Source organism: Sphingomonas tagetis, from assembly GCF_024211275.1.
Classification (GTDB): domain Bacteria; phylum Pseudomonadota; class Alphaproteobacteria; order Sphingomonadales; family Sphingomonadaceae; genus Sphingomonas; species Sphingomonas tagetis.
In genome coordinates this window covers 36,736-59,379 of the sequence record NZ_JAMLDX010000014.1, presented here as the reverse complement: position 1 = coordinate 59,379, position 22,644 = coordinate 36,736, and the positions used below count along the sequence as shown (strand labels likewise).

At 65.6% G+C, this 22,644-nt stretch carries 27 protein-coding genes; all 27 read left to right on the top strand.

The features are described from left to right. The first annotated feature begins 108 nt into the window (after positions 1-108). Entirely contained in the window at positions 109-513 is a 405-nt protein-coding gene (locus M9978_RS16485) for a hypothetical protein (protein WP_254295106.1), read from the top strand. Then, complete coding sequence (locus tag M9978_RS16480; protein WP_254295104.1) at positions 513-704, top strand: hypothetical protein; 192 nt, start codon at positions 513-515, stop codon at positions 702-704. Before M9978_RS16485 ends, M9978_RS16480 begins: the two co-directional genes overlap by 1 nt. A 49-nt stretch (positions 705-753) precedes the next feature. Continuing rightward, positions 754-960, top strand: a complete 207-nt coding sequence (locus M9978_RS16475) for a hypothetical protein (protein ID WP_254295102.1) — start codon at positions 754-756, stop codon at positions 958-960. Next, a complete protein-coding gene (locus tag M9978_RS16470; protein ID WP_254295100.1) occupies positions 947-2,164 on the top strand; it encodes a tyrosine-type recombinase/integrase in 1,218 nt (405 codons plus the stop codon). Before M9978_RS16475 ends, M9978_RS16470 begins: the two co-directional genes overlap by 14 nt. A 28-nt stretch (positions 2,165-2,192) precedes the next feature. Then, positions 2,193-4,088: a ClpP-like prohead protease/major capsid protein fusion protein gene (locus tag M9978_RS16465; RefSeq protein WP_254295098.1), complete on the top strand. Its 1,896-nt coding sequence runs from the start codon at positions 2,193-2,195 to the stop codon at positions 4,086-4,088. Between the two features lie 63 nt (positions 4,089-4,151). Then, on the top strand, positions 4,152-4,451 hold the full coding sequence (locus M9978_RS16460; protein WP_254295096.1) for a hypothetical protein: 300 nt from the start codon (positions 4,152-4,154) through the stop codon (positions 4,449-4,451). Further along, positions 4,448-4,780, top strand: coding sequence for a DUF2190 family protein (locus tag M9978_RS16455; RefSeq protein ID WP_254295094.1), 333 nt, complete (start codon positions 4,448-4,450; stop codon positions 4,778-4,780). The genes M9978_RS16460 and M9978_RS16455 overlap by 4 nt, the downstream gene beginning before the upstream one ends. Positions 4,781-4,841: 61 nt before the next feature. Beyond that, positions 4,842-5,156 (top strand): hypothetical protein, encoded by a 315-nt coding sequence (locus tag M9978_RS16450; protein WP_254295092.1) that lies wholly within the window; start codon positions 4,842-4,844, stop codon positions 5,154-5,156. Continuing rightward, a complete protein-coding gene (locus tag M9978_RS16445) occupies positions 5,156-5,473 on the top strand; it encodes a hypothetical protein (protein ID WP_254295090.1) in 318 nt (105 codons plus the stop codon). The genes M9978_RS16450 and M9978_RS16445 overlap by 1 nt, the downstream gene beginning before the upstream one ends. Beyond that, positions 5,470-5,913, top strand: a complete 444-nt coding sequence (locus tag M9978_RS16440) for a hypothetical protein (protein ID WP_254295088.1) — start codon at positions 5,470-5,472, stop codon at positions 5,911-5,913. The genes M9978_RS16445 and M9978_RS16440 overlap by 4 nt, the downstream gene beginning before the upstream one ends. A gap of 9 nt (positions 5,914-5,922) precedes the next feature. Then, positions 5,923-7,161: a hypothetical protein gene (locus M9978_RS16435; protein ID WP_254295086.1), complete on the top strand. Its 1,239-nt coding sequence runs from the start codon at positions 5,923-5,925 to the stop codon at positions 7,159-7,161. A gap of 11 nt (positions 7,162-7,172) precedes the next feature. Continuing rightward, on the top strand, positions 7,173-7,886 hold the full coding sequence (locus M9978_RS16430) for a hypothetical protein (RefSeq protein ID WP_254295083.1): 714 nt from the start codon (positions 7,173-7,175) through the stop codon (positions 7,884-7,886). A gap of 121 nt (positions 7,887-8,007) precedes the next feature. Next, entirely contained in the window at positions 8,008-8,700 is a 693-nt protein-coding gene (locus M9978_RS16425; protein ID WP_254295081.1) for a hypothetical protein, read from the top strand. A 36-nt stretch (positions 8,701-8,736) separates the two neighbouring features. Then, the gene (locus tag M9978_RS16420; RefSeq protein WP_254295078.1) at positions 8,737-8,976 is read left to right on the top strand and encodes a hypothetical protein; all 240 of its coding nucleotides are present in this window, start codon (positions 8,737-8,739) and stop codon (positions 8,974-8,976) included. A 79-nt stretch (positions 8,977-9,055) separates the two neighbouring features. Next, positions 9,056-13,003 carry a peptidoglycan DD-metalloendopeptidase family protein gene (locus M9978_RS16415; protein WP_254295076.1) on the top strand — a complete coding sequence of 1,316 codons (3,948 nt, stop codon included), beginning with the start codon at positions 9,056-9,058 and terminating at the stop codon, positions 13,001-13,003. After that, positions 13,003-13,365, top strand: coding sequence for a hypothetical protein (locus M9978_RS16410; RefSeq protein ID WP_254295074.1), 363 nt, complete (start codon positions 13,003-13,005; stop codon positions 13,363-13,365). Before M9978_RS16415 ends, M9978_RS16410 begins: the two co-directional genes overlap by 1 nt. Next, positions 13,362-14,168, top strand: a complete 807-nt coding sequence (locus M9978_RS16405; RefSeq protein WP_254295072.1) for a hypothetical protein — start codon at positions 13,362-13,364, stop codon at positions 14,166-14,168. Before M9978_RS16410 ends, M9978_RS16405 begins: the two co-directional genes overlap by 4 nt. Position 14,169: 1 nt before the next feature. Beyond that, on the top strand, positions 14,170-17,337 hold the full coding sequence (locus M9978_RS16400) for a coiled-coil domain-containing protein (protein ID WP_254295070.1): 3,168 nt from the start codon (positions 14,170-14,172) through the stop codon (positions 17,335-17,337). Then, a complete protein-coding gene (locus M9978_RS16395) occupies positions 17,334-17,627 on the top strand; it encodes a hypothetical protein (RefSeq protein WP_254295068.1) in 294 nt (97 codons plus the stop codon). The genes M9978_RS16400 and M9978_RS16395 overlap by 4 nt, the downstream gene beginning before the upstream one ends. Position 17,628: 1 nt before the next feature. After that, complete coding sequence (locus M9978_RS16390; RefSeq protein WP_254295066.1) at positions 17,629-18,324, top strand: hypothetical protein; 696 nt, start codon at positions 17,629-17,631, stop codon at positions 18,322-18,324. Positions 18,325-18,364: 40 nt separating this feature from the next. Next, positions 18,365-20,026 carry a hypothetical protein gene (locus M9978_RS16385; protein ID WP_254295064.1) on the top strand — a complete coding sequence of 554 codons (1,662 nt, stop codon included), beginning with the start codon at positions 18,365-18,367 and terminating at the stop codon, positions 20,024-20,026. 25 nt (positions 20,027-20,051) lie between these two features. After that, positions 20,052-20,300, top strand: coding sequence for a hypothetical protein (locus M9978_RS16380; protein ID WP_254295062.1), 249 nt, complete (start codon positions 20,052-20,054; stop codon positions 20,298-20,300). Between the two features lie 3 nt (positions 20,301-20,303). Beyond that, positions 20,304-20,852, top strand: coding sequence for a hypothetical protein (locus M9978_RS16375; protein WP_254295060.1), 549 nt, complete (start codon positions 20,304-20,306; stop codon positions 20,850-20,852). After that, positions 20,849-21,226, top strand: coding sequence for a hypothetical protein (locus M9978_RS16370; protein WP_254295058.1), 378 nt, complete (start codon positions 20,849-20,851; stop codon positions 21,224-21,226). The genes M9978_RS16375 and M9978_RS16370 overlap by 4 nt, the downstream gene beginning before the upstream one ends. A 28-nt stretch (positions 21,227-21,254) precedes the next feature. Then, positions 21,255-21,941 (top strand): N-acetylmuramidase domain-containing protein, encoded by a 687-nt coding sequence (locus M9978_RS16365; RefSeq protein ID WP_254295056.1) that lies wholly within the window; start codon positions 21,255-21,257, stop codon positions 21,939-21,941. After that, complete coding sequence (locus tag M9978_RS16360; protein ID WP_254295054.1) at positions 21,938-22,318, top strand: hypothetical protein; 381 nt, start codon at positions 21,938-21,940, stop codon at positions 22,316-22,318. Before M9978_RS16365 ends, M9978_RS16360 begins: the two co-directional genes overlap by 4 nt. Further along, complete coding sequence (locus M9978_RS16355) at positions 22,311-22,628, top strand: hypothetical protein (protein ID WP_254295052.1); 318 nt, start codon at positions 22,311-22,313, stop codon at positions 22,626-22,628. The genes M9978_RS16360 and M9978_RS16355 overlap by 8 nt, the downstream gene beginning before the upstream one ends. Positions 22,629-22,644: the final 16 nt, after the last annotated feature.

The window sequence follows — 22,644 nt, the reverse complement described above, 5'->3', positions numbered from 1 at the left end:
GGAAACGCTTAAAAGCACGTCGGCGGTCTTTCAGTCCGTTTTCTACCCCCCGGTTACAGGTCCGCCACCTGTGACGGCCGTAGAAAGCCGATACTGAAAGACGAAACCATGTATCATGATGGGACAATACTGCCGCCCGGCGTCCGCCTGGGCGAATTTGCGCGCATGATCGATGCGTTCGAGCGCGACCAGATCGAGCTTGCCGTCGAGTTGCTGATCGCCCGGCTGGACGCTGAGGACGGTGATTGCGACCTTGAGGACGACGACCCCGCCGGCGGCAATGTCGAGGATCAGGGCGAGCCGGGTTCGTGGCCCGAGCTTGGCCCAGACGGGCGGTCGTTCGGCATGTCACCGATCGGCGACGATGACCGGGAGCCAGAGGACGTTTCGCTGCGCGCCCGGCATCGCCGGCATATCCAGATGGAGCGCTGCTATCCGCAGTACCGGTATGGCCGTGTCGAATATCGGTTGCTCGATGGCGAGCACCTGCCGGCCGGTGTGCAGCCGTGGTGATGAGCATGCCGCGCCTGCTGCGGGGTGCTGACGCGATCGGGGAATATCTCGGGATCAGCGCCGCGCAGGTGATGCACAAGCACAAGCAAGGGCAGCTGCCGACCTTCCGGGTCGGCGGGTGCCCCTATGCGACGACAGGGGCGCTCGACGACTGGCGCACCCTCTACCGCGCCGGGAAGCTGCCCGGTTGATTACCTGCCCGCCCGGCTGGCGTCGGGCGGGCCTTTCACGGAGATACTCATGAGCGAAAAACAGGACGCGGACCTGCTTTACGGCCTCGCCGCGATCGGCGGGCATATCGGCCTCACAGCGCGGCAGGCGGAACATCTCGTCACAAAGGGCGAGCTGCCGTCATTCAAACTTGGCGCGACCATTTGCGCCCGGCGCTCGACCCTTGCCAAGCACTTCGCGCGGCTGGAACGGGAGGCGCGACATGGCGAGCGTTAACAAGCGCAAATGGACCAAGCCGGACGGCTCGACCGGCGAGGCGTGGATCGTCCGCTATAAGGACGGCCCCGCGCACCGGCAGAAGACATTTGAGCGCAAGAAGGAGGCCGACGCCTTCGCGCGCAAGGTTGAGAATGAGATGGAAGCGGGAACCCATGTTTCCCGCGCCCGGTCACGGACCATCTCTCAGCTGATCGATGAGGTGCTGGCAGACTTGGGACGCCGGCGCGACGAGGGGCAGGTGGGCGAGAGCTACGTGAAGCAGAACCGCATCACGCTCGCCTACGCGCGGTTGCATCTCGGTCACGTCGTTGCCGCCGACCTGACATGGCAGCAAGTGGACGATTACGGCCGGAAGCTGCGCGGCATGAAAAGCCGGGTCTACGGCCAACCCCTGTCCGCCGGAACTATCCAGCTGGCTATGGCGGCGCTGAACCTCGCGGTGGGGTTCGGCGTGCGCCGAGGCTATGCCGCTCGCAATGTAGTAGGCGATGCTATGAAGGAGCTCGGCTCGCTCCCGGCGGCGGCGATCGAAACCTTCACACAGGACGAAATCCGTCTGCTGCTCGGCACGATCGAGGATCGGCCCGCGCATATCAGTCGACGTGGCCAAGCGCTCATGCGCTGCATGGTCTACCTCGCCGTGATGTGTGGGCTTCGCAAGGGCGAGATCCTTGCGCTGACATGGGACGACATTGATTTCAAAGCCGGGCAGGTTCGCGTGAGCAAGAGCCTGACGCCGGCCGACCTGCTCAAAGGGCCGAAAACCGCATCAGGTCGCCGCGTAGTACCTCTGTCCCGGTTGGCGGCGCAGGCGCTCGAGCAATGGCGCCGCTTCGCCGTTTTGGACGGCCGGGGGCTGTTGTTTCGAACAAAGGGCGGCACCGCCATCACGGATACCTTCTATCGTGACGCATGGTACCCCCTACTCCGCCGGGCTCAAATCGCCACGAATAGCAAGGTGGGGCACAGGCACTTCCACGCGCTCCGGCACTTCGCTGGAAGCGCGTGGCTGGATGCTGGAGTCCCGCTGCCGGAAGTCTCTCGTATGCTTGGTCATGCCAACGTCATGATCACAGCGCGGGTCTACTCGCACGTCATCCAAGAGGTGCATCACCGCGCTGACCAACTCGACGCCTGCGCGGCCAATTTGCTTGCCGCGCCGCTGCCCGCGATTGCGCATGGGATGCGCACGGCGGCATAAATCGGCGGAAATCCGCCATTGTGGAATAGTGATCCACAACCCCTGGGACTGCGCCTGCGGCGATGCCACGGAACTTCGCCGCGCGGCGGACCAGCTCGACCGCATCCGCGATCAGATCGTCGGCATCTATTCGAAGCGCACCGGCATCTCCCCGGCCGATCTCATCACCATGCTCGATGAAGAGACCTGGCTGACGGCGCAGGACGCCCTCGACCAGAAATTCGTGACGTCGCTGTCGGAGGGCCTGACGGTCGCCGCCTGCAACGTCCAGCCTTTCGGGTTCCGCAAGGTGCCCGAATCCCCCCGTGTCACCGCGATGGCGATGGCCCGGTTCCCGCGATCGGCGACCGCCGCTCCATCACGTCCACAGGAGAAAACCATGGACCTCTACAAGACCCGCGCGGCGCTGGTTGCCGCGATTTCCGCTTTCCAGAAGGACGGCGGCGACAAGGATGAGATCAACAAGATCAAGATGTCCGCAATCGCGCTGGATGCGCAGGACGCGCTGCCCGCGACTGGCGCTCTGGCGCTTGCGCCGCCTGCCGCAGCCCCGGCAACCGAGACTTCGGTCACGGCGCTCACCGCCGCCGACGTGCAGAACGCCGTCGCGGCGGAACGAAGCCGCGTCGCCTCGATCCGAGCCCTCGGCAAGAAGCATGGCGTCGCCGAAGACGTCATTGACGGCCTGGTCAACTCGGAGACCACGCTTGCGGCTGCCCGCGAGAAGATCCTCGACGAGCTGGCCGAGCGTGACGACGCGCAGAACATCGGGCACAGCAGCCCGGCGCGTGTGACGCAGGACGAGCGCGATAAGTTCGCCGAAGGTGCGGCCAACTGGATCATGGTCCGCTCGGGCGTCGCCGATCTGGTCAAGAAGGCGGCCGAGGCCAAGGGTGAAACCGTGAAGATCGATCCCGGCGAGTTCCGGGGCGTCAGCATGGTCGATCTGGCTCGTGAATCGCTGCAGATGTCCGGCGTTCGCCTCACCTCGCGCTCGCCGAAGGAAATCATGGGTCAGGCGTTCACCGCACGCGCGGCGATCACGCAGGGCACTGGCGACTTCCCGATCCTGCTCGAAAACGTGCTGCACAAGATCCTGATCGCGTCCTACACGGTCACGCCGGACAAGTGGCAGCGGTTCTGCGGCAAGACCACGGTCACCGATTTCCGCACGCACCAGATGTACCGCCGCGGCACCTTCGGCGTTCTGGATTCGGTCAACGAGCTTGGCGAGTTCAAGCAGAAGCCGATCCCGGACGGCGCGCGCGAGCCGCTGATCGCCTCGACCAAGGGCAACATCATCACCCTGTCCCGTCAGGCCCTGATCAATGACGATCTGGGCGCCTTCTCCGACATCGCGACCGACCTCGGCCGCGCGGCGAAGCTGACGATCGAGGTGGACGTGTTCGCGTTCATCAACTCGAACCCGAACACGAGCGACGGCAATGCGTTCTTCTCGGCCGCGCATGGCAACCTGCGCGCGTCGGGTGCTGCGCCCACCGTTGCCGAGGTCGATGCGATGCGCCAGCTGATGGCCTCGCAGAAGGACATCAGCGGGAACGAGTTCCTTGAGATCAGCCCGTCGATCTGGCTCGGGCCGCTCTCGCTGGGCGGCGCCGCGCGGGTCACGAACGGCAGCCAGTATGATCCGGACACGGCGAACAAGCTGCAGCGCACCAACATCGCGCTGGGCGTGTACAGCGATATCGTCGACACCGCCCGCCTGACCGGCACCGCCTGGTACAACTTCGCCGACCCGGGCGTCGCCCCGGCGATCGTCGTGGGCTTCCTTGATGGCGTCGAGGAGCCTTTCCTCGACAGCGAGGAAGGCTGGCGTGTCGACGGGACCGAGTGGAAGGTCCGGCTCGACTATGGCGTCGCGGGCGTCAATCCGCAGTCCGCAGCCAAGAACAACGGCGCTTAATCGCCGCTGACCGCAACTTGCGGGGGCGGTGCAGCGCCGCTCCCGCACAGTGGGAGAACCACCATGTCGAAGTTCGTCAAGCTGCTCACCTCTGCCTACGTCAACGGCGTGCTTCGGCACCCGCACGAAGGCGCCCTGCACCTCGAAGACGATGAGGCCAAGCGCCTGATCGACAACGCGGCCGCCGAAGACGTTTCCGACGGCTTCACCAGCGCGCAGGCCAAGGAAGTCCCGGTCGAATCGATCGAGGCCGCCAAATCCCCCGCCGCCCAGCTGGCCGACGAGGGCATCGACCATCAGGCCAATCTGCCCCCGGTGACGGGTGAGCCGACCGCCAAGCCGAAGAAGGAGACCTCGAAGTGAAGGGCTATATCCAGGACGGTGACACGATCACCCTCACCGCGCCGTATGACGTCGTCAGCGGCGGCGGCGCACTCGTTGGCGCGATCTTCGCCGCCGCCCTCCAGCCGGTGCTCAGCGGCAAGACGGGCGAGTTCCGGCGTCGCGGCGTCATGGACCTCGCCAAGGCCACCGGCGAAGCGTGGACCCAAGGCCAGAAGGTCTATTGGGACAACACCGCCAAGAAGCTGACGACCACCTCGACCAGCAACACGCTCGTCGGCGCGGCCGCGCAGGCGCAGGCGTCCAACGACACCGTCGGCCGCGCGATGATCACCGGCCAGGTGGTCTGATCCAGTCCCCTGCCTGGCGGCTCAGCTCCGGCTGAGCCGCCATTTCCTACGGGAGAGCGATATGCTCAAGAAAATCGTGCTGCATAGCTCGGCGGTGGACAGCACCGGCAAGTTTCACGATGCCGGCGCCGAGCTGGACGTGATCAGCGAGGGCTCGAAGGCCGGTGCGGTGGTCGCCTCGGTCGCGCAGGACCTGATCGGCCAGAGCCGCGCGCTGTCGATGACGCAGGCCGTGGCTGCGAAGCCGAAGGCGCCCGCCAAACCGACCCGCAAGGCAAAACCGAAGGCAAAGAAGCCGGCCCCGCCGGTTCCGGCGCCAGCGCCGGCGGTTGAGCCTGCGCCGGTCACGCCGGTGAGCGAACCGGCTGACGACTGATGCTTGCCCATGAGCGCGCGGCGCTCGAAGGAATCCGCGCGCTCTACGGGCGGCCGGTCGCCTATACTGGGGCCGGGCTGACCGACGAAACGATCATCGCGATCCGCTCGGACACCCGTGCCGTGCCGCATGAAGGTTTCGCAGGTCGCCCGAACGGCCTCAGCTTCGAGATATTCCGCGACGATTTCCCGCAGGAGCCGCGCAAGGGCAACCTCATCGTCGAGGAAGACGGCTCGCGCTGGTCGGTGATCGACCGCAACGAGGCCGACGACATCGACAGCTGGATATTGTCGGTCGAGGAGGCCCCTGCGCCATGACCGCGCTGTCCCAGATTTTCGGCGCTATCGACGAGCGCCTCGCGCTGCTGATCGCGCAAAGCAACGGCAGCTATGAGCGGATGCCGTCGGGTGATCCCGACATCTTCCCAGCGCTGCATGTGTTCGACGAGGGCGATGACCCGGCTGAGCAGGAGGCCGTAGCGACCCGCCTCGATCTGGAGATTTCGGTCGAAGGCTACATGGAGGGCCATGGCGGCGCGGCGACGCACGACGCCATGCTCGCGCTCCACGCCGACACGGTCAAAGCGATGTGCGGCGACATCCTCTTCAATCTCGACGGTTTGGTCGAGAATATCGAAATCATCGGCCGCCGCCGCGTTCAGGTCGTGCCCCTCGCCGAAAAGCGCCGCCTTTCCTTCGCCCAGGACTTCCTCATCACCTTCGCCACGGTTCGCGGCGATCCCAACGAGTTTGCATAGGAGACAGCCATGCTCGAGCCTACCATTCGCCCGCAGAACGCCCTGCTGCTGATCGCCGTTCAGAGCGGTCCCGGCGCGCCCGCTACGCCAGATCCCACGCTGCATGCCATCTCGTTCGAAGCCGACAGCTTCACGAAGGGCCAGCCGTGGGGCAGCGAGGACGTCAACGAGGCAACGGGCAGCTACGTCGCCGGTGCGCCGATGCGCATCGGCCAGGAGGTGCCGCTCAGCTTCCGCTCGCGTATCCGCGGAGCCGGTCCCAACGTCACCTATACCAGCTCGGTCAAGCCGCCGCTCCATGTGGCCCTGCAGGTGGCCGGCTGGCGCGGCCAGTTCACCGCGGCGATCACCGCCGCCGCGCTGACGGCGGGCTCGACCACCTCGGCAACGCTCGGGACCGGCTTCGGTACCACCGCCCAGGCATATCGCGGCATGCCGCTGGCGATCACCGCAGGCGTCGGCAATGGCCGCATTCCGCTGATCTCCGACTATACCACGGGCAAGGTCGCAACGCTGGTCGACCTGTTTGGCGCCACGCTCGACACGACCACGACGGCGGGCATTCCGGCCAACTGGACCTATGCGCGCACGTCGCCGGCCGACGCGACCGCGCGCGAGACCGACCACCCGCTTGCGACCGTCTATTACTACGAGGACGGCAACCTCTATAAGTGGCAGGACGTCCGCGGTGTCCTCGACATGGAAGGCCAGACCGCACGTCCGGGCATGGGCACGTTCAATATGAGCGGCACCTATCTCGGCTCGGAAACGGCCGCCATGCCCGCGAATGCGGTGGTCGCCAGCCATTCCGCGCCGGTGCTCGCCAAGGGCGTCGGCGGCGTCAACGGCGCGGCGCTGGTCAACCGCGCCGAAGTGGCGATCAGCCGCTGGGCACTGCGAACTGGTGGCGATCTGGAAGGCGTCGTCGATCCCAACACGCCCTACGGGTTCGGCGCGAGCGAGATCGTCGGCCGCGCGCCCACGTTCGAGGCCGATCCGCTGCGCACGCTGGTCAGCACCCGCGACGCCATCGCCCAGATCGCGAATGACGAAGAGCATATCATCGCGCTTCGTCACGGCTCGATCGTCGGCAACCGCTGGGGCCTCATCTCGCCCAAGAGCAAGCCGATCACCGCGACCGACGAAATGCGCGGCCGCCTTCGTGCCGATGCGATGGTGTGGCGCGCGTTGAACCCGGGCCGCGACAATCAGGGTCGCGATGGCGATGCCATCCTGACCTTCTTCTGATCGGAGCGGGCATGATCCGAACCACGAAAGCACCGTTCGCCTGGCCGATCCCGTGGGGCGACGGCCAGGCGGTGTTCTGGCTGCGCGCCGGCGACGTGATCGAACGTAGCGAGTTTGAAGCCGAGCTTGCCGAATATCGCGCCCCGCGCGTGTTCGATTTCCAGCTGTCCGAAGCACTCATGGCGGGCGTCGCCGAACTGCTGAAGGACGATCCCGACGACATCGAGCGTATCCGCGAGATCGCCGCCGCGCTCGAATCCGGCGATGATGTCGACGCCGCCGATCGCGCGCTGTTCAGCGGCGTGCAGGAGGCGGTGGCGCAGCACTGGCCAGCGTACCGCACGCTGATCGGTCAGGCCGCGCGCCGCAACGAGCTGATCCCGACGCTGGCGTTTCGGCGGTTCTGCACTGGCTGGGAAGGCGACGGCCTGCCTCTGCACCAAAAGGGGCCGGACGGGTTGCTGACCCTCGCCGCCATGGACAAGCTCGAACCGCTCCTCATCCGCCTTGCCGGCATGCGCGCTTATCAGGCGCTCTATGCGACGGACGACTCGGGAAACTCCGTGCTGCTCTCGCCACCCGGCGCGAACCAGCAGCATTCGAAGCCGGGACAGCAGAAAAAGGCTGGATCATCGGCGAAGCGATCTGGCTCGAAAACCCGCTCACCACGGTCCCGCAAGGCATCTTTGGCGTCGTCGACCTCTGGCTCTCCTGCCGGCGCCTGACGCCGGTAAGCGCGATGGGCCAGGGCGTTCCGCCGCTGCCGTGCCCGGGTAGCGTCGGCGAGCAGCCTGCCGCGCTGATGGACGCGTTCGCGCTGCTCGATAGCTGGGCAAAGGATGGCTGATGGCTGGCCTTGATCTGATCTTCGACATCGATCTCGACCAGATCGCGGGCGTTCGCGACGACCTCACCCGCAGCCATCTGCGCGCGGCGAAGGACGCGGTCGCGGACACCACGAAATGGCTCGAACGCGAGCTTGAGGCGATTACCCGCGGGGCGGTGCCGGGCAGGCTATGGCGAGCATGGGCGTCGAATGTCTATCCGCGTGAAAAGGGCAAGATCGCCCGCGATCCGGCCGGCGAAGTGTACGTCAACGGGCGCGACCGAACCGTCGGCGCCATGACGTTCTGGAGCAAACCGGGGCGGATCGTCGGGAAGCGCGGTCAATGGCTGGCAATCCCCAGCGCCGCCGTCCCCCGGCGAGGCCGCAAGCGCCAGCCGCTCACGCCGGTGGAAGTTGAGGCGGAGTTCAACAAGGAACTGATCTTTCTCCCGCCCGGTCGCGGCAGCAAATATGCGTCGCTGGTGCTGGAGGGTGTGACCAACGGGCGAACGGGTGCCTTTCGGCCGCGGACGCGCCAGCGGGTCGCCGCCGATCGCCGTCGCGGCATCGAGCGGCATCTTGAGCGGATCCTGATGTTTACCCTGATCCCCTTCGTCGCCCATCGGAACGCATTTGCAGTCGAGCCCGTGGTGTTCCGCGCTGGGAGGCGACTGACGGACGAATATGTAGCGCGGGCCGGTCGCATTCGGTAAGCAAGCGGCATGAAGGGTGCCTCGTTCGCCGCCATCATGTTCGTGCTGACCTTGTCCGGTTGCGGCAGGCCAGAGCCGACCGCCGTGGAAAAGGCCGAGCGGCGCTATACCGAAGCGAGGAAGACCGGCACGAAGGAAGACCAGTGCCGTGAGGGCCGACGTCTTCTCGAGGCATGGACTGAAGCTGGCGAGACGCGGAACGTGCCGATGTGGAAGAACAACATCGACATCACATGCGGCGCGCTCGAAATAGAGCGCGCAACCCGGGTTCGCTGACATCGAACTAAGTTGAGCGCGCGGCTTATCGCCGCATGCGCGCGCCTCCTCATATCATCGAATGTTGCCGGAGGTGCCGATGGGCCGCCAATCGACGGACATTATTGCCCGGCTTCAGCTCAATGGAGCGCAGTTTTCGTCCGAGACCCAGCGGGTGTTCGGGCAGATGCAGAACGGCGCCCGGGCTGCTGCGGCGGACCTGAAATCCGAATTTACGAACGCGTACCAGCAGATCGAGCGAATGGCGCAGACCGCCGTTACTGCACCTCGAACCAAGTCCGGCTCGCTCGACATTAACGCGGCTGGCGCTCGGCTCGCGGCGCAAGCCGCGGAAGCCGAGGCGATTGCGCTCCGCGAGGTTGCCAACGCCGCCGAGCGTTTGGCAAAGCAAAAGGGGGCTCTTACCGAAGCGAACTCTGCTCAGGTCATGGGCATGCGCGCCGCCGCGGATGCGGCCGAGGCGCATGCGCGCGCAATGGTGCAACAGGCCAATTTCGCCGACCTGCTGCAGGCCGAGCTGGGCCAGACGGCCAGCGCAACCGAGCTAATCGTGGCCAAAAATCTTCTGCTCGAACGCTCCACTCGGGGCGGCGGCATGGCGGCCATGCAGGCAGGGCAGCAGTTTCAAGATTTTGCTATCCAGGTGCAGTCTGGGCAGAACCCCATTGTCGCCGCCAGCCAGCAGCTCTCGCAGTTGGGTGCGGTCCTCTACGCTTCCGAGGGTGCGGCAGGCAAGTTCGGACGGTTCCTGGCGGGCGGATGGGGTACGATGCTGTTCATCGGGGTCGCCGCGCTGTCGACCTTTATTTCCGCAATCTCGAAGTCGGGCAACGAGGTCGCGAACGAGACCAAGGAGCTCGAAAAGAACGCGCAAAAGACGCGCCTGATGGAGGCCGCCAAGGCTGCGTACGCGAGGACGGTCTGGGGCCATATCGAGGCGCTGAAGAAGGAAACGGCCGCGCTTGAGGCGCAGAATCGGACGATCGAGCAGAACATCCAGCTTCAGCGGGACCGTCTCTATGCGCAATTGAATAGCGCCCGCGGAGACCGGCCGAACATTGCGCTGAACCAGCTCCAAGCGCAGCAGCAGCTCGAAACCGCGAAGGAAGCGCTTCGCATCCAGAAGGAGTTGATGCGCGATCCGGGCGCAGCTGGGGACGCAGCCCGAGCCACGCTGCACCTCTATCAGCAAGAGGTTGAGCGCCTACAAAAGCGCATTGAGAGCCTAAACCGCGCCCGCAAAGAGAACGAGGAGATGATTGCGGCCGGCGAACGCGGCATGCGCCAAATCGATCGGCAGGAATCTGATATCCGGGTCCAAGAGCGCATTGACCCGGAGGCAAAGGCGGCCGGGGAAAAGCGCCGCGCGCTGCAAAAACTGGCCGAACAATACGATGCCAACCGCATCAGCCTTGAGAAATACGAGGCCGAGAAGCTCAAGGCCGAGAAGCGCTATCAGGCTCAGATCGAAGCGATCCGGGCGACCGCGAAGGCTGAGCGTGACGCTGGAAGTGCGCGCGAGCAGCGCATGAAGTTGCTCGACCCTGTCACTGGGGGCCAAGTTCGTTCGGGATTCGGCGCGCGCACGCCGCCCAAAGCGGGCGCGTCATCGAACCATAAGGGGATCGACATCGCCGTGCCGGTCGGTACCGGCGTTAGGGCGGGCGCCGACGGTGTCGTCGTGTCGGTTGGCAACATGGGCAAGCTCGGCAAGGCCGTGATCGTCGATTACGGCGACAAGGTCATCGCGACCTACGGCCATCTGAGCGAAATTCTTGTCGCCAAGGGGCAAACGGTGAGCGCGGGCGACACGATCGCCCGCTCCGGCAACACTGGCAACTCGACCGGCCCCCACCTGCATTACGGCGTCACGAAGGATGGTCGGCCGATCGATCCGCGGCGCGCCACCGTGCGTGAGGGTGCCGGCGACAAGGCGGCGACCGATGCCGCGCGTGAGCGTGCGGAGCAGCAGAAGCGCGAAGCCGACCAGCGTGACCGTATTCTGGCCGCATCGCAGAAGCAGCTCGACGTCGAAGCAGAGAGCCTGCGCTTCATTGGCATGCGTGTGCGCGGCCTAGACGAAGAGGCCGCGGTCGAGGCGGATATCGCGCGCAAGCAGCGCGAGCATTATGAGCGCATGGCCGAATTGACGGCGGCGGATCGCGCCGAGCAGTCGAAAGTGCACCCGATGCTCATCGCCGCACTGGCCGTGCTGCGATCGCAGGCCGACATCTACGCCGATCTGGTCGAGAAAGCCGGGGATCAGACTGATCTGACCGAGGATCAGCGTAAGGCGCTCGACGATGCGAATGCCGCCATGCTGACGCAGCTCGATGCCGCGCGAACCCTCGCAAAAACCGCCGAGGAGCGGTTTCAGATCGAGGCCGCCATCGCGAGGGTCCAAGCCAGACTTTCGACCGCCCAAGACAAGGGCAATGATCGCTCGAAGGCCGAGAAGCGTGCAATTGAGGAGGCGGAAAAGGACCGCGAGAAGTCCGACCGCGATCTGCACGAGCGCCGCCGTGATCAAATTTACTCGCTCGCCAGCTTTTATCGCGACGCCATGGACGGCGGCACGAAGGGCATCGTTCAGCGCTTCCGCGACGAGATGAAGGACGCGATCGCCGAGATCGCGGCGCGCTACACCGTGGCGTTGCTCACCGGGCAGAAAACCTCGTTGGGCAGTATCCTGTCCGACATGGGCGCGACCTCCGGCGGCGGTGGCGGCGGATTGCTGGGCGCGCTCGGCGGACTTCTCGGCGGCAAATCGAAAGCGGACAAGTTCGCCGGCGGATTGATGCCGGGCGGCGAAATCTTCGGCGCCACGAAGGCGAGCGGCGTGCTTGGCGGACTGGGCGGGATCGGCAGCGCGATCAGCTCGGCATTGCCCTACGCGGCGATCGCCATGGCGGTTCTGCCGATGATCACGAGCCTGTTCACGTCGCCGAAATGGGGCAGCGCGAGCCTGTCGCTCAATGGTGGCGTGGTGTCCGGCGCGCAGGGTGTCGGCAAGGGTGCGAGCCAGATCAAGGCCGCGACCGGCAACGCCGGATCCGTCGCGGAAGGCATCAACCGCCTGGCCGAACAGCTCGGCGCAACGATCAGCAGCATCCCGGGCGTCACCATCGGAAGCTGGGACGGCAAGGCCCGCGTCGCGCTCACCAGCACGAACGCCAAGCTGCACAGCAAGAATTTCGGCCCCGATGTCCTCAAGGATTTTGGCGAGGGCGGCGAGCAGGAGGCGATCCAGTACGCCATCCAGTATGCGTTCACGAACGCGGCGCTGGAGGGGATCAGCCAGGCCTCGAAGAATATCATCAAGGCCGGCGGCGATGATGTCGCGTCCGCGATCACGAAAGCCCTGCTGATCGAGGACGTGCCGAAGCGTCTGCAGGCGATCATCGATCCCGTTGGCTACGCGGTCGATACGTTCAACAAGTCGTGGGAAAAGACGATCGCCGCGCTCAAGGAAGGTGGCGCGTCCGCCGAGCAGATGGCCGAGGCGCAGAAGCTCTACAAGCTGGAGCTCGAGCAGACCAAGGCCAGTGCGCAGGAGGCGTCGGCTGACCTCAAGGCGTTCCTCAACGGGCTTAACATGGGGTCTTCTTCGCCCTACTCGATCCGCGATCAGGAGCGGATGGCATACAATGCGTTCAAGCCGTTCGAGGAAGCGATCTTGCGCGGCGAACGCGTCGATCAGGGCAAGTTCACCGAGGCTGCGCAGACCTGGCTCGATCTGCAACGCCAGCTGTTCGGCTCGACCGGATCGTTCTTCGAGGCGATGGACAAGGTTCAGAGCCTCACCAACAAGGCGATCAGCGATATCGACAATGCCAAGCCGATCCGGGTTGAAACCGACCCTTGGGTGAAGGCAACGGCGACCAGCACGCAGGCGAGTGCCGAACTGCTTTCGCAGGTTTCCGACCAGCTTAGCACCATCAGCGCACAATTGGCCGCGATGGGCGGCGGAAGCGGCGGCGAGTTCATCGGCGCTGACGGCCGCCTTTTTGACAATCGGGCCGCCTGATGCCCGCGCTTCCAGCAGACATCGCCGCCGGCACGCGCTCGGCACGCATCGAAACATGGTCAGACCCGGACATGAAAACCCGGTATCCGAATGCGCGCGACGGCAGCGAAACACCGTCGCCGGCGTATTTCGACAGTGCAGCGAACGCTGTCACAGCGCTCGTGGCCCGCGGCGCGCTGATCGGCGTCGAGCGCCGCCGGTTCAAGGTGGTGGTCGACCAGCTGGTTATCCCGCACCCGGAACTGGGCATGCCGACCGTCACGTTGCGCGATACAGAGCAGGCGGTCGACGCGCCTGCCATTGTGTGTCGCGTCGAATGCCAGCCCGAAACCGAACAGACGATCTATGAGGTGATGGCATGAACGCCTGGGCGATGTTGCCGCTGCGTCCGGCGTCCATTTCAGCATCGTCGAGCGCGTCGGGCCACACGGCCGACCTTATGCTCAACGATTATGCCGGCATTGTCTGGAAAAGCGCGGGTGGCGCGGCAAGCGTCATCATCGCCGTAGATCTCGGCGCGGAAAAGTCGGTCGACGCCGCGCTGTTCTTCGGATGCACCGGCGCATCGCTCGACTGGACGCTCAAAGTCGAGAGCGCGACCAACGCCAGCTTCACGACTGGCGTGACCACCCTCGCCGACGGCATTCCGTTTCTGGCGGGCGAACGCTTCCCGACCCATGGGCGAGGCGTCGGGTTTTGGCAGTCGGAGGCGGCGGTCACCGCGCGCCGCTACTGGCGGTTCACCATCGCATCGCTATCGAGCGCGCAGGTCAGCGTTGCCCGGCTCGCGCTGGGCGCGCGGCTGCAGCTCGGGCGCAATTTTGCATTCGGCGGCGGGCAAGGCGTGCGCGATCTGGGATCGGCGGACTTCTCGGCACAGGGCGTTCTCGTCCGCCGCCGCGCCGCCCGGTTGCGCACGCTCGGCGTCACGTTCCCCTCGGTATATCGCGATGAAGTCGAACAGAAGGTGCAGCCGCTGATCGAGATGGCCGCCGGGCAGGAGCCGGTCGTTATCGTCACCGATCCCGAGGAAGGGCCGGAGCGTCAGCGCAATTGCTGGTTTGGCCTGCTGTTCGGCGAACTCGGGACGGTCCGCCGCAATGCCGCCGGCTGGGAATGGCGCGTCGGCCTGGTCGACCTCGTACCGATCCCCAAGCAGGCCTGACGTGACCATCATTCTCGCTCAGATCGACGGGCGCGACCCGGTGAGCGGCGATGCCGTGATCCTGCGCGCGGCCAGTGTCGACGATGATCGGGTTTGCCACCTCGACGGCCAGCTATGGTGGCCCGCGCTCTCGGCCCTGCCTGCGCTGCGCTATGATCTGTTCGACGGCGCATTCGGCGCAGCGATCACCACGCCGCAGTCGAGCATGGGCCTCGCGATCGGCGCATGGCCGAGCCTTCCGGCCCTCATGCTCGCCGATGCCCGCGTGCAGCTATGGGCTGGCAACATCGGGCAGGCTTGGGCGGATTACGCCCCGCTATTCGACGGCCGGATCACCGCGCAGCCGCAGATCGCGAATGGCAACGCCTCGCTGAATGTCGCTGTCGACGACCGGTGGCTCGACGAGCCCTTGCTTGACACCTATGCGGGCACGACGGGCATTGAGGGGGATGCGGCGCTCAAGGGCCAGCCCAAGCCACTCGCGCTGGGCGCGCCTCGCTACGTGTCGGGAACGCTGATCGACGCGACCAACACCGTCGTCCAGCTGTCGGCCTATGGTGAGATCGAGGCCGTCGAAGTCGCAATGGACCGGCTCGCGCGCTTTTCATCGTCCGTCGGCAATTATGCCAGCTACGCCGCGCTGGTCGCCGCGACGATCCCCGCGGGGAACTGGGCGACCTGCAGGGCGCAGGGCCTTGTTCGCCATGGGGCACCGCCCGAAGGGCGGCTCAGCTATCTGGTTCGCGGCGACAAGGCCGGAACGGGGGGATGGGTCCGCAAGCCCGGTGCGGTGATCAAGCGCATCGCGATGATGCGCGGCGCGAGCGACCGCATTGATCACGATTCGCTCGACGCGCTCGACACCGCGCGACCGTGGAATATCTCGGTCTATGTCGGGGAGCAGACGACGGCCCGCGCGCTGATCCAACAGATCGCAGCGAGCGTGAATGCCGTCGCTGGCGTGACATGGCTCGGCAAGCTGTTCGTGACCCCGGTCGAGTTCGGCACGCCTGACACGACGCTCGATGCTTCAGGTGCCACGATGCCCCCCGTGGCATCGGTCGAGCAGCTGGAAATCGCTTCGCCGTTCCACAAGCTGGCGATCGAGGCAGAGAAAACGTGGAGCGTCCACGGTCTCAGCGAGGTCGCATTCTCCGCCGTGCTGGTCGAGCGCGGGCTGTACGATCCTGCGGAAAGCTATCGTGAGGGACATATCGTCGCCCTCTCGGACGGATCGCGTTGGCTGTACGTCGCCACCACGCCGAGCAGCGGCAACGCGCCAGCGGATGGCAGCATCTATTGGGACATGTTGAACGGCCCGACCGTGCCGATCTACGCCGACGGCACCCCGGTCGAGGATCTCAAGCCTGCCGCGCCGGGCGCCACGCCAGGTGCCCCCGATGGCTGGATCATCGGCGGTACGCTCGATCCGCAGACCGGTGAGGTGGTCGGCGGCGTCGAGGCGGGTGAACTGGTCGGCATCGTCGAGGATACCGAATCCGGGCTGGCGATCGTGGAGATCGAGGTTGCCGCCGCCGAGGGGCGTCTCGATGACGCCGAGGGGCGGATCGATGCGGCAGAGCTCGAGCTATCGTCAGCGGTACTTGATATCGTGGACCTCGACCGGGCGCGGCTCAGCAGTGAGGCCGCAGCACGGCAGTTGGAGCGGCAAACTTCTACGGCGGCCGATGCGCTGCTGCGGACCATCATGGATGCCCGCAAGACCCGCGTGCGGATGCGCGACGCTGGCATCGTCGTCGATCCGGCGGACGGGTCCGTCAACATCCGGGCCGTCGACGAGCAGGGCGAGCGGCTCAACGCCGCCGAGATCAGGCTCGTCGCCCAAGAGGCGCTGATCCAGCTGCGCGCGACGTCGTCATGGGTGCTGGAACAGATCTCGCTCGCCGCGATCGACCCCAGTCAGATCGCGGAGCTCGAAGACATCTTCGCCCGGTTGAGCGAGGCCGAGATCGCGATCAGCGGCCTGCTCGCCAGCATCGAACTCAAGGCCAGCACGGCCGATCTGTCGGCGCTGGGGCTCACCGTTACCAATCTCGGCATTACCATCGACGCGCTGGCCGGCACGATCACGACGAAGGCCGACACCAGCGTCGTGACCGCGCTCGACGCCCGGGTCGGCAGCGTCGAATCGGTGATCGAAACGCTCGGCGACGTCAGCTCGATCACGACGACGATCCGGCAGGTCCGGTTCATCGCCGAGGACAATGCCGAGGCCACGCTCAAGGGGTTGCTCGCCCAGCACGCCGCCAACAAGACGCGCCGCGTCCAGCTGGCCGAGGTTCGCACCGAGGGGTTTGCGCGGCTCGCCGATGGGCTGGCGGCGGAGGCCGGTCAGCGCTTGCTCATCGCGGCCGACGTTTTGTTGAACAAGGCAGCGATCGCGGCCGAGCAGACCGCGCGCGCCAGTGGTGACGCCGCCAACGCGACGGCGATCACCACGCTATCGGCATCCGTCACCACGCTCGAAGGCGAGGTGGAGGCCGAGATTGCCCGGCTTGATGTCGCGGACGCGACCGAGACCACGGCGCGCGCCGCGGCGATCTCAGGGCTCGACGCACGGCTCGACGGCGCCGAGGCCTCCATCCTCACCGTGCAAGAGGCGATCGTCGACCTTGAGGCGGGCAAGGCGGAAGCGAGCGATCTGACCGCGCTTGAGGTGCGGATGGATGGTGCCGAGGCTGGCATCTCGACGATCAACCTCGCGATCATCGATCTTGAGGCCAGCAAGGCCGAAGCGAGTTCGGTCACGGCATTGTCGGTGCGCATGGACGATGCCGAAGCGGAGTTGGTCACCGTCAACGCGGCGCTGGTCGACCTCGATGAAGGCAAGGCCAGCGTCAGTTCGGTCACTACGCTGGCCGCGCGGATCGATGATGCGGAGGCCGAACTGGTCATCATCGCCGCTGTCGCCGCCGAAGCCGAGGGCATCGCAAAGGCGACCTGGGGCTTCCGCATGACGGTAGGCAACGAGGTCTCCGGCATGCTGTCCGAAAATGACGGCGAGTTGTCGACGGTCACGTTCAAGCAGGACGTGTTCAAGATCGTCGGCGAAGACGGCGAGCCTCGCACGGAATACAGCGACGGCCTGTGGAAGGTGCTGAGTGGTTCGGGCGTCGCCATGCTCGAATGGGGCGTGGAGGAGGTATGACGCTCGCCCCGGTGTTCCGTATCCGTCGTCCCGACGGCACCGTGAAGCTCGATCTCACAAAGCGGATGTTCCGGTGGCTGGGCACGGTGGAAACCGGGACCAGCAACGGCTCGATCGATCATCCGGGGTTTGCCCAAGGCACGCCGGTCTGGCGGGTGTTGCCGGCCGCCGCCGATGCGGTGGGGTATGCGCCGAAGGTGACCGTCAGCGGAATCACGCTCAGCTGGACGTTCGAGAGCGGTTACAGCGAGGCGAAGGCGAACAGTCGCATTCGCTTCGGAGTGCGCTGATATGCTGGCGCCGGTCGTTCGGGTGTTCAACACCAGCGGCACGGTCCTGCTTGACCACACCTACAAGAACCTCGCCCTGCGGTCGAAGGCCGTGGTGGCAACCGACACGGTGAGCGATGGGGGCAGCTTCCGCACGCTGACCATTTCCGACTGCGACCAGCCCATGGTCGCGATCGCCTGCACTTCGCATTTCGCGACGGTGACGAAGGAGGTGGTATCCGGCTCGGACCTGACCATCACGATTGCGTGCAACGGTCCAGTCGGCACCTCGGTCACGCTCTATTATTTTGACGTGCCGCTGCCCAATCCGACGCCGTCCGGGATCGTGTTTCGCATGCGGACCGACGCCGGCGAACTCACCTTCGATGCCGACTACGAATATATGGATGTCGTCGACTTCCTGCTTGACGGGGAATCGGCCGACGGCGGCGAATATGCCGAGGATCGAGACTACGCCGTTGTCGTATGTCGACCGGGTATCACGGTGCATGACATGCCGCTGACCGGAACCGGGAGCGGTGGGCAGCCGGACGTCGCGGTTGTGATCGGCACGTATGGATTCCGGTCAATCGCCGGCGGGGTGGAGATGCAGGAGTTCTTGACCTCCGGATACATCTACTACGCCCCGAACGTGCCGATCATCTCGCCGTTCAATGCCCCCGGGGATGCCATGATCCTCGACGTGACTCACTTCTAATCGCGCTCCGGCGCAACCCTCTACAAATCGGAGAAACTGCATGACCTGGTATGGCACCGGCACCATTGCCGTGACCAACGGCAGCGCGGCCGTCGTCGGCACCGGCACCGCTTTCGTCGAGAATGTAAAAGCTGGCGACGCGCTGCGCGGTCCCGATGAACGCCTGTACCAGATCGCTTCGGTCAACTCGGCCACGTCGATCACGCTGACCCGCAACTATGCCGGTTCTACGGCGAGCGGGCAGGCCTATGAGATCATGCCGCTGCAGGATGCTCTCGCCACGCTGGCGAAGAACGTCGCCGAGCTGATCGAGGATTATCAGGACGTCGTCGACAATGCCGGCCAGGGCATGTTCGGCGATGGCTCGGTCGGCACGCCGGGCATGCGCTTCGGGTCGGATCAGGACACGGGCGCTTTTCGGCCCGGCAGCAACATTATGGCCTTCGCGACCGGTGGCTCTGAACGGGTGCGCTTCAGCAGCACTGGCGCGGAGGTCACGGGCCGGGTTTCGATCCACCCGACTTCAAACCCGACTTCGGTCGCCACGGCTCGTCAGGTCTATATCGGGGAGAGCTCTGCCAACTCTGCCTATAATGTCACCGTAGGATACTTTGCTGAAAGCGAAGTCTGGAAGGGCTGCATCCAGGCGCTGGCTGGTGGAGCCGGGACGCATTTGCTGCTCAATCCTAGCGGCGGTAATGTTGCTATCGGCAAGACCGACCCCGGCAATTACCGGCTCGCTATTGCAAGGGGTGATAACAACCTTCTGCAACTCGAAAATACCGTTGGAAACGGCACCAAGATCACCCTGATTGATCAGGCGTGGAGTGCCGAGATCGAGCAGTCCCAAGGCAACCTGATCTTCAAGGCGGGTGGCACAACTGAGCGAGGGCGGATTGATACTTTAGGCAACCTGCTCGTCGGCGTGGCGAGCGGAAGCTATCACATCGTCCGTCGCAATGTTGCAGCCTATGAGGCGGGCCACGTCATCCTTGGGGTCGAAAGCAACGCCGGTGCACCTTGCGCCAGCTTTATCGCCGTGAGTGGGTGGGGTGCGAACGCAGCAAATGCCGCTGTGAAGTTTGGCTATGACGCCACAACGTCGCGCTCCCTCAACGCTGGCGGCACGGTCAACGTCAGCGGCGCGGACTATGCCGAGTACATGACGAAAGCCGAGGGCTGCGGCACGATCGCGCCTGGCGACGTCTGCGGCGTGGATGCCAGCGGCCTGCTCGTGACCAACTGGGCGGATGCAATCAGCTTCGTTGTGAAGTCGACGGACCCTTCGCTGGTCGGCGGCGACACCTGGGCGTCGGACCTCGATCCGAAGCCCACGCCGCCGGCCGGGTTTGGTTCGATCGACCCCGGCTTGATCAATCCTGATTATGCCTCTGAGCTCGAGCAATACGAGGACGACCTTGCCGAGTGGGAAGCGGCGTTCGAAGCGGCGCGTCAGACCGTCGATCGCATCGCCTTCAGCGGACAGGTCCCGCTCAATGTCGGGCCGGCCACGCTTGCCTCGATCGAGGATGCGCTTGGCGACGGCGTCGGCGTGTATCTGGTCGCGCAACAGGCCGGGACCGGCATTACCGCCGCGGCCGTGCTGGAACCCGATATGACGCTTCCGCTCTACATGCGCCGCCTCGGCAAGGTCTGGGCGGTCCGAGACGGCCGTCCGATCATCGACGTCCAGCACGGCTAAAATCACCACCACAGGAGAAATGACGATGGCGAAGCTGTCTATCGACGAGATGCGCGCGCAGGTCGAGGCGCATGATGCGAAACTGCGGGCCGAGAAGGCGGTGGAGGTCGGCAAGCTGATCGCCTCGCCAGCATTCGCCGACGTGCTGACGCAGATCGAGGCGCTGGGCACGGAAGGGGACGCCGTGAAGCCGTTCGGACCAGCGACGAAGGCGGCGCGCCTCGGCCTGCAGATGCTCGCCAGCGCGCACCAGCGCGAAGTGAAGGCGGGTTGAGCGATGCCACCGCGGTTCCCGCCCGTCTTCGACGATAGCCCGGTCGCCTATGCGTTCGCGCTGTTCAGCCTCAGCCTGATCTCGGCCATCGCGCTGGCGATGCTCATCGGCTCGATGCTCGAAGAGCGGCGTGCGCGGGAGGTCGACCGGATCGTCCACAACCGCGTCCGCCGCGCCCCGAAGCGGGTCGAGATGACACTGCTGCAGCTGCACCGGCTGATCGTATCCGGCTTCCTGCTTACAATCCTGTTCGGCGCGCTGCCCGATGTGATCGTCATGCTCTCGTGGGGCGAGGCCGACGACGGCACGATGTTCGCGCTGTTCCAGCTCGACCGGTTCTTCGACGGCCTGACCGCCTTCCCACTGGTAGGCTCGTTCATCCTGTCCACGATGGCGGCGCAATCTGTCGATCACCGGCTGTTTACGGACCCGGCGCCGCCGCCGGTGCGGCTGTCATTCCGCTGGACCTCCTTCGGGGACAAATTGAAGATTGGGGGACTGGTGCTGTGCATCGCGGTTGGGGTGACGCTCTACAAGGCTGGATTGCGGTGAAGGATGGCGGCGTTGCCGTTGCCGCGGTCGCCGCGCCAACCATCGGGCCCGCCATCGTCACGATCGCGGGCGTCGATGTGCCGATCATGGCGCTGGCGCTGTCGGTCGCCGGGCTGCTGCTCGCCCGGTTCATCGCTCCGCCGCCGCTGCGCAAGCTGTCGCTGTGGCAGGAACGCGCGCTGACAGCGCTGCTGGTGATCCTGCTGTTCATGGTGGTGACCGGCCAGTTCGGCGACGGAAAGCCGCTTGGCGCGGGCATGGCGGTGATGATGGGGATCGGTCTGGGCTTCTCGGGACTCATGATCGTCGAACTGTTCGGCGACCGCGCGCTCGCCGCTCTCAAGGTGCTCTTCGGCGTCCGCGACAAGCAATAGTCGCCGCCGACAATCGAAAGGACGAATGATGGACGTAGCGCAGCTTCAGCGGCGCCTGATGGCGCTCGGCTTCGATCCGGGGCCGGATGATGGCAAGGCAGGTCCGCGCACGCGCGCGGCCGTCATAGCGGCCCTGACGAACCGCAGCGCGCCGGCGCTGACCAAGGACGACATCGCGGCGGCCGCCAGTGACCTGCGGGTGCCCGTGGGGCATATCAAGGGCGTGCGCAAGGTCGAAGCGCCGCGCGGGCCGTTCGACGATCAGGGTCGCCCCTCGATCCTGTATGAGCCGCACGTCTTCGCGCGTCAGTCCGGGCACGAGTTCAACGTCTCGCATCCGAAGCTGTCCTATCGGCAATGGAAAGCCGGGGCCTATGGTCCGCTCAGCGCGCAGTACCCCAAGCTGCTCGACGCCTGCGCGCTGGCGCCTGATGCTGCGTTCAAGGCATGCAGCTGGGGAGCGTTCCAAGTTCTGGGCGAGAACGCCGGGCTGCTGGGCTATCGTGATGCGCTCGACATGGCGATCGCGCTGACCAAGAGCGAGGCCGCGCATCTCGACAGCTTCGTGCGGTTTGTGCGGAGCAAGCGCGCCGAGGATGAGCTTCGCGCGTGCCGCCCCGGTGATCCGAGCAGCTGCGAGCCGTTCGTGGCGATCTACAACGGCACCGGGCAGGTGAAGAAGTACGCCGGGCTGTTAGCGGAGGCGATCGCGTGAGAGAGCGCACCGACGCCGATGATATCGTGCAGGGTGCCTATAATCGAGCGTTGCTCGACCTGATCCTGCCGCCGATGCGCCGCGTAGCCAAGGATCTCGGCTACGCGCTGACGGTCCACGGGTCGCTCAACCGCGATATCGATCTCGTCGCGATCCCATGGCGCGAACACGGCGTCCGCGATCCCGATCGCCTCGTGACTGCATTGGTCGGCGCGGTCTCCGGTGTGACGGGCCGGTGTTATCCGCACGCGGACTGGACGGAAAAGCCGCACGGCCGCCGCGCGAAAATCCTGCTCGCATGGTGCGGCGAGACGACCGGGACGCTCGACCTCAGCGTCATGCCCGCCCTTTCCCCAACGGAGAGCGAAGATGACTGACCTCAATCCAGACACGCCCGATAAGCCGATCGAAGTTTCGGCATCGCCAGCGCCCGCGCAGACCGCGACCGGTGCTCGCGATATCCTGTTGCTGGTCGCCGCACTGCCTGCGCTGGTGGCGATCCTCGGCAAGCGCGACGTGAAGGCCCTGATCGACTGGCTCGCCAGCGAGCCGGGCCTCGCGTTCGTCGGCCTGCTGCTCGCAATCGGCACTGCGGCGTATCGCCAGTGGCACGCCCGCCGCACGCACGCCGAGCAGCTGAAGATGGCAGAAGCCACGCCGGACCGGGTGGCCATCGTCAAGAAGTGACCCCGCCGGCGGGTCG

Coding starts and splice junctions, on each gene's coding strand:
- M9978_RS16485 (WP_254295106.1), top strand. CDS start 109: ATGTATCATGATGGGACAATACTGCCGCCCGGCGTCCGCCTGGGCGAA.
- M9978_RS16480 (WP_254295104.1), top strand. CDS start 513: ATGAGCATGCCGCGCCTGCTGCGGGGTGCTGACGCGATCGGGGAATAT.
- M9978_RS16475 (WP_254295102.1), top strand. CDS start 754: ATGAGCGAAAAACAGGACGCGGACCTGCTTTACGGCCTCGCCGCGATC.
- M9978_RS16470 (WP_254295100.1), top strand. CDS start 947: ATGGCGAGCGTTAACAAGCGCAAATGGACCAAGCCGGACGGCTCGACC.
- M9978_RS16460 (WP_254295096.1), top strand. CDS start 4,152: ATGTCGAAGTTCGTCAAGCTGCTCACCTCTGCCTACGTCAACGGCGTG.
- M9978_RS16450 (WP_254295092.1), top strand. CDS start 4,842: ATGCTCAAGAAAATCGTGCTGCATAGCTCGGCGGTGGACAGCACCGGC.
- M9978_RS16445 (WP_254295090.1), top strand. CDS start 5,156: ATGCTTGCCCATGAGCGCGCGGCGCTCGAAGGAATCCGCGCGCTCTAC.
- M9978_RS16440 (WP_254295088.1), top strand. CDS start 5,470: ATGACCGCGCTGTCCCAGATTTTCGGCGCTATCGACGAGCGCCTCGCG.
- M9978_RS16435 (WP_254295086.1), top strand. CDS start 5,923: ATGCTCGAGCCTACCATTCGCCCGCAGAACGCCCTGCTGCTGATCGCC.
- M9978_RS16430 (WP_254295083.1), top strand. CDS start 7,173: ATGATCCGAACCACGAAAGCACCGTTCGCCTGGCCGATCCCGTGGGGC.
- M9978_RS16425 (WP_254295081.1), top strand. CDS start 8,008: ATGGCTGGCCTTGATCTGATCTTCGACATCGATCTCGACCAGATCGCG.
- M9978_RS16420 (WP_254295078.1), top strand. CDS start 8,737: ATGTTCGTGCTGACCTTGTCCGGTTGCGGCAGGCCAGAGCCGACCGCC.
- M9978_RS16415 (WP_254295076.1), top strand. CDS start 9,056: ATGGGCCGCCAATCGACGGACATTATTGCCCGGCTTCAGCTCAATGGA.
- M9978_RS16410 (WP_254295074.1), top strand. CDS start 13,003: ATGCCCGCGCTTCCAGCAGACATCGCCGCCGGCACGCGCTCGGCACGC.
- M9978_RS16405 (WP_254295072.1), top strand. CDS start 13,362: ATGAACGCCTGGGCGATGTTGCCGCTGCGTCCGGCGTCCATTTCAGCA.
- M9978_RS16395 (WP_254295068.1), top strand. CDS start 17,334: ATGACGCTCGCCCCGGTGTTCCGTATCCGTCGTCCCGACGGCACCGTG.
- M9978_RS16390 (WP_254295066.1), top strand. CDS start 17,629: ATGCTGGCGCCGGTCGTTCGGGTGTTCAACACCAGCGGCACGGTCCTG.
- M9978_RS16385 (WP_254295064.1), top strand. CDS start 18,365: ATGACCTGGTATGGCACCGGCACCATTGCCGTGACCAACGGCAGCGCG.
- M9978_RS16380 (WP_254295062.1), top strand. CDS start 20,052: ATGGCGAAGCTGTCTATCGACGAGATGCGCGCGCAGGTCGAGGCGCAT.
- M9978_RS16375 (WP_254295060.1), top strand. CDS start 20,304: ATGCCACCGCGGTTCCCGCCCGTCTTCGACGATAGCCCGGTCGCCTAT.
- M9978_RS16365 (WP_254295056.1), top strand. CDS start 21,255: ATGGACGTAGCGCAGCTTCAGCGGCGCCTGATGGCGCTCGGCTTCGAT.
- M9978_RS16355 (WP_254295052.1), top strand. CDS start 22,311: ATGACTGACCTCAATCCAGACACGCCCGATAAGCCGATCGAAGTTTCG.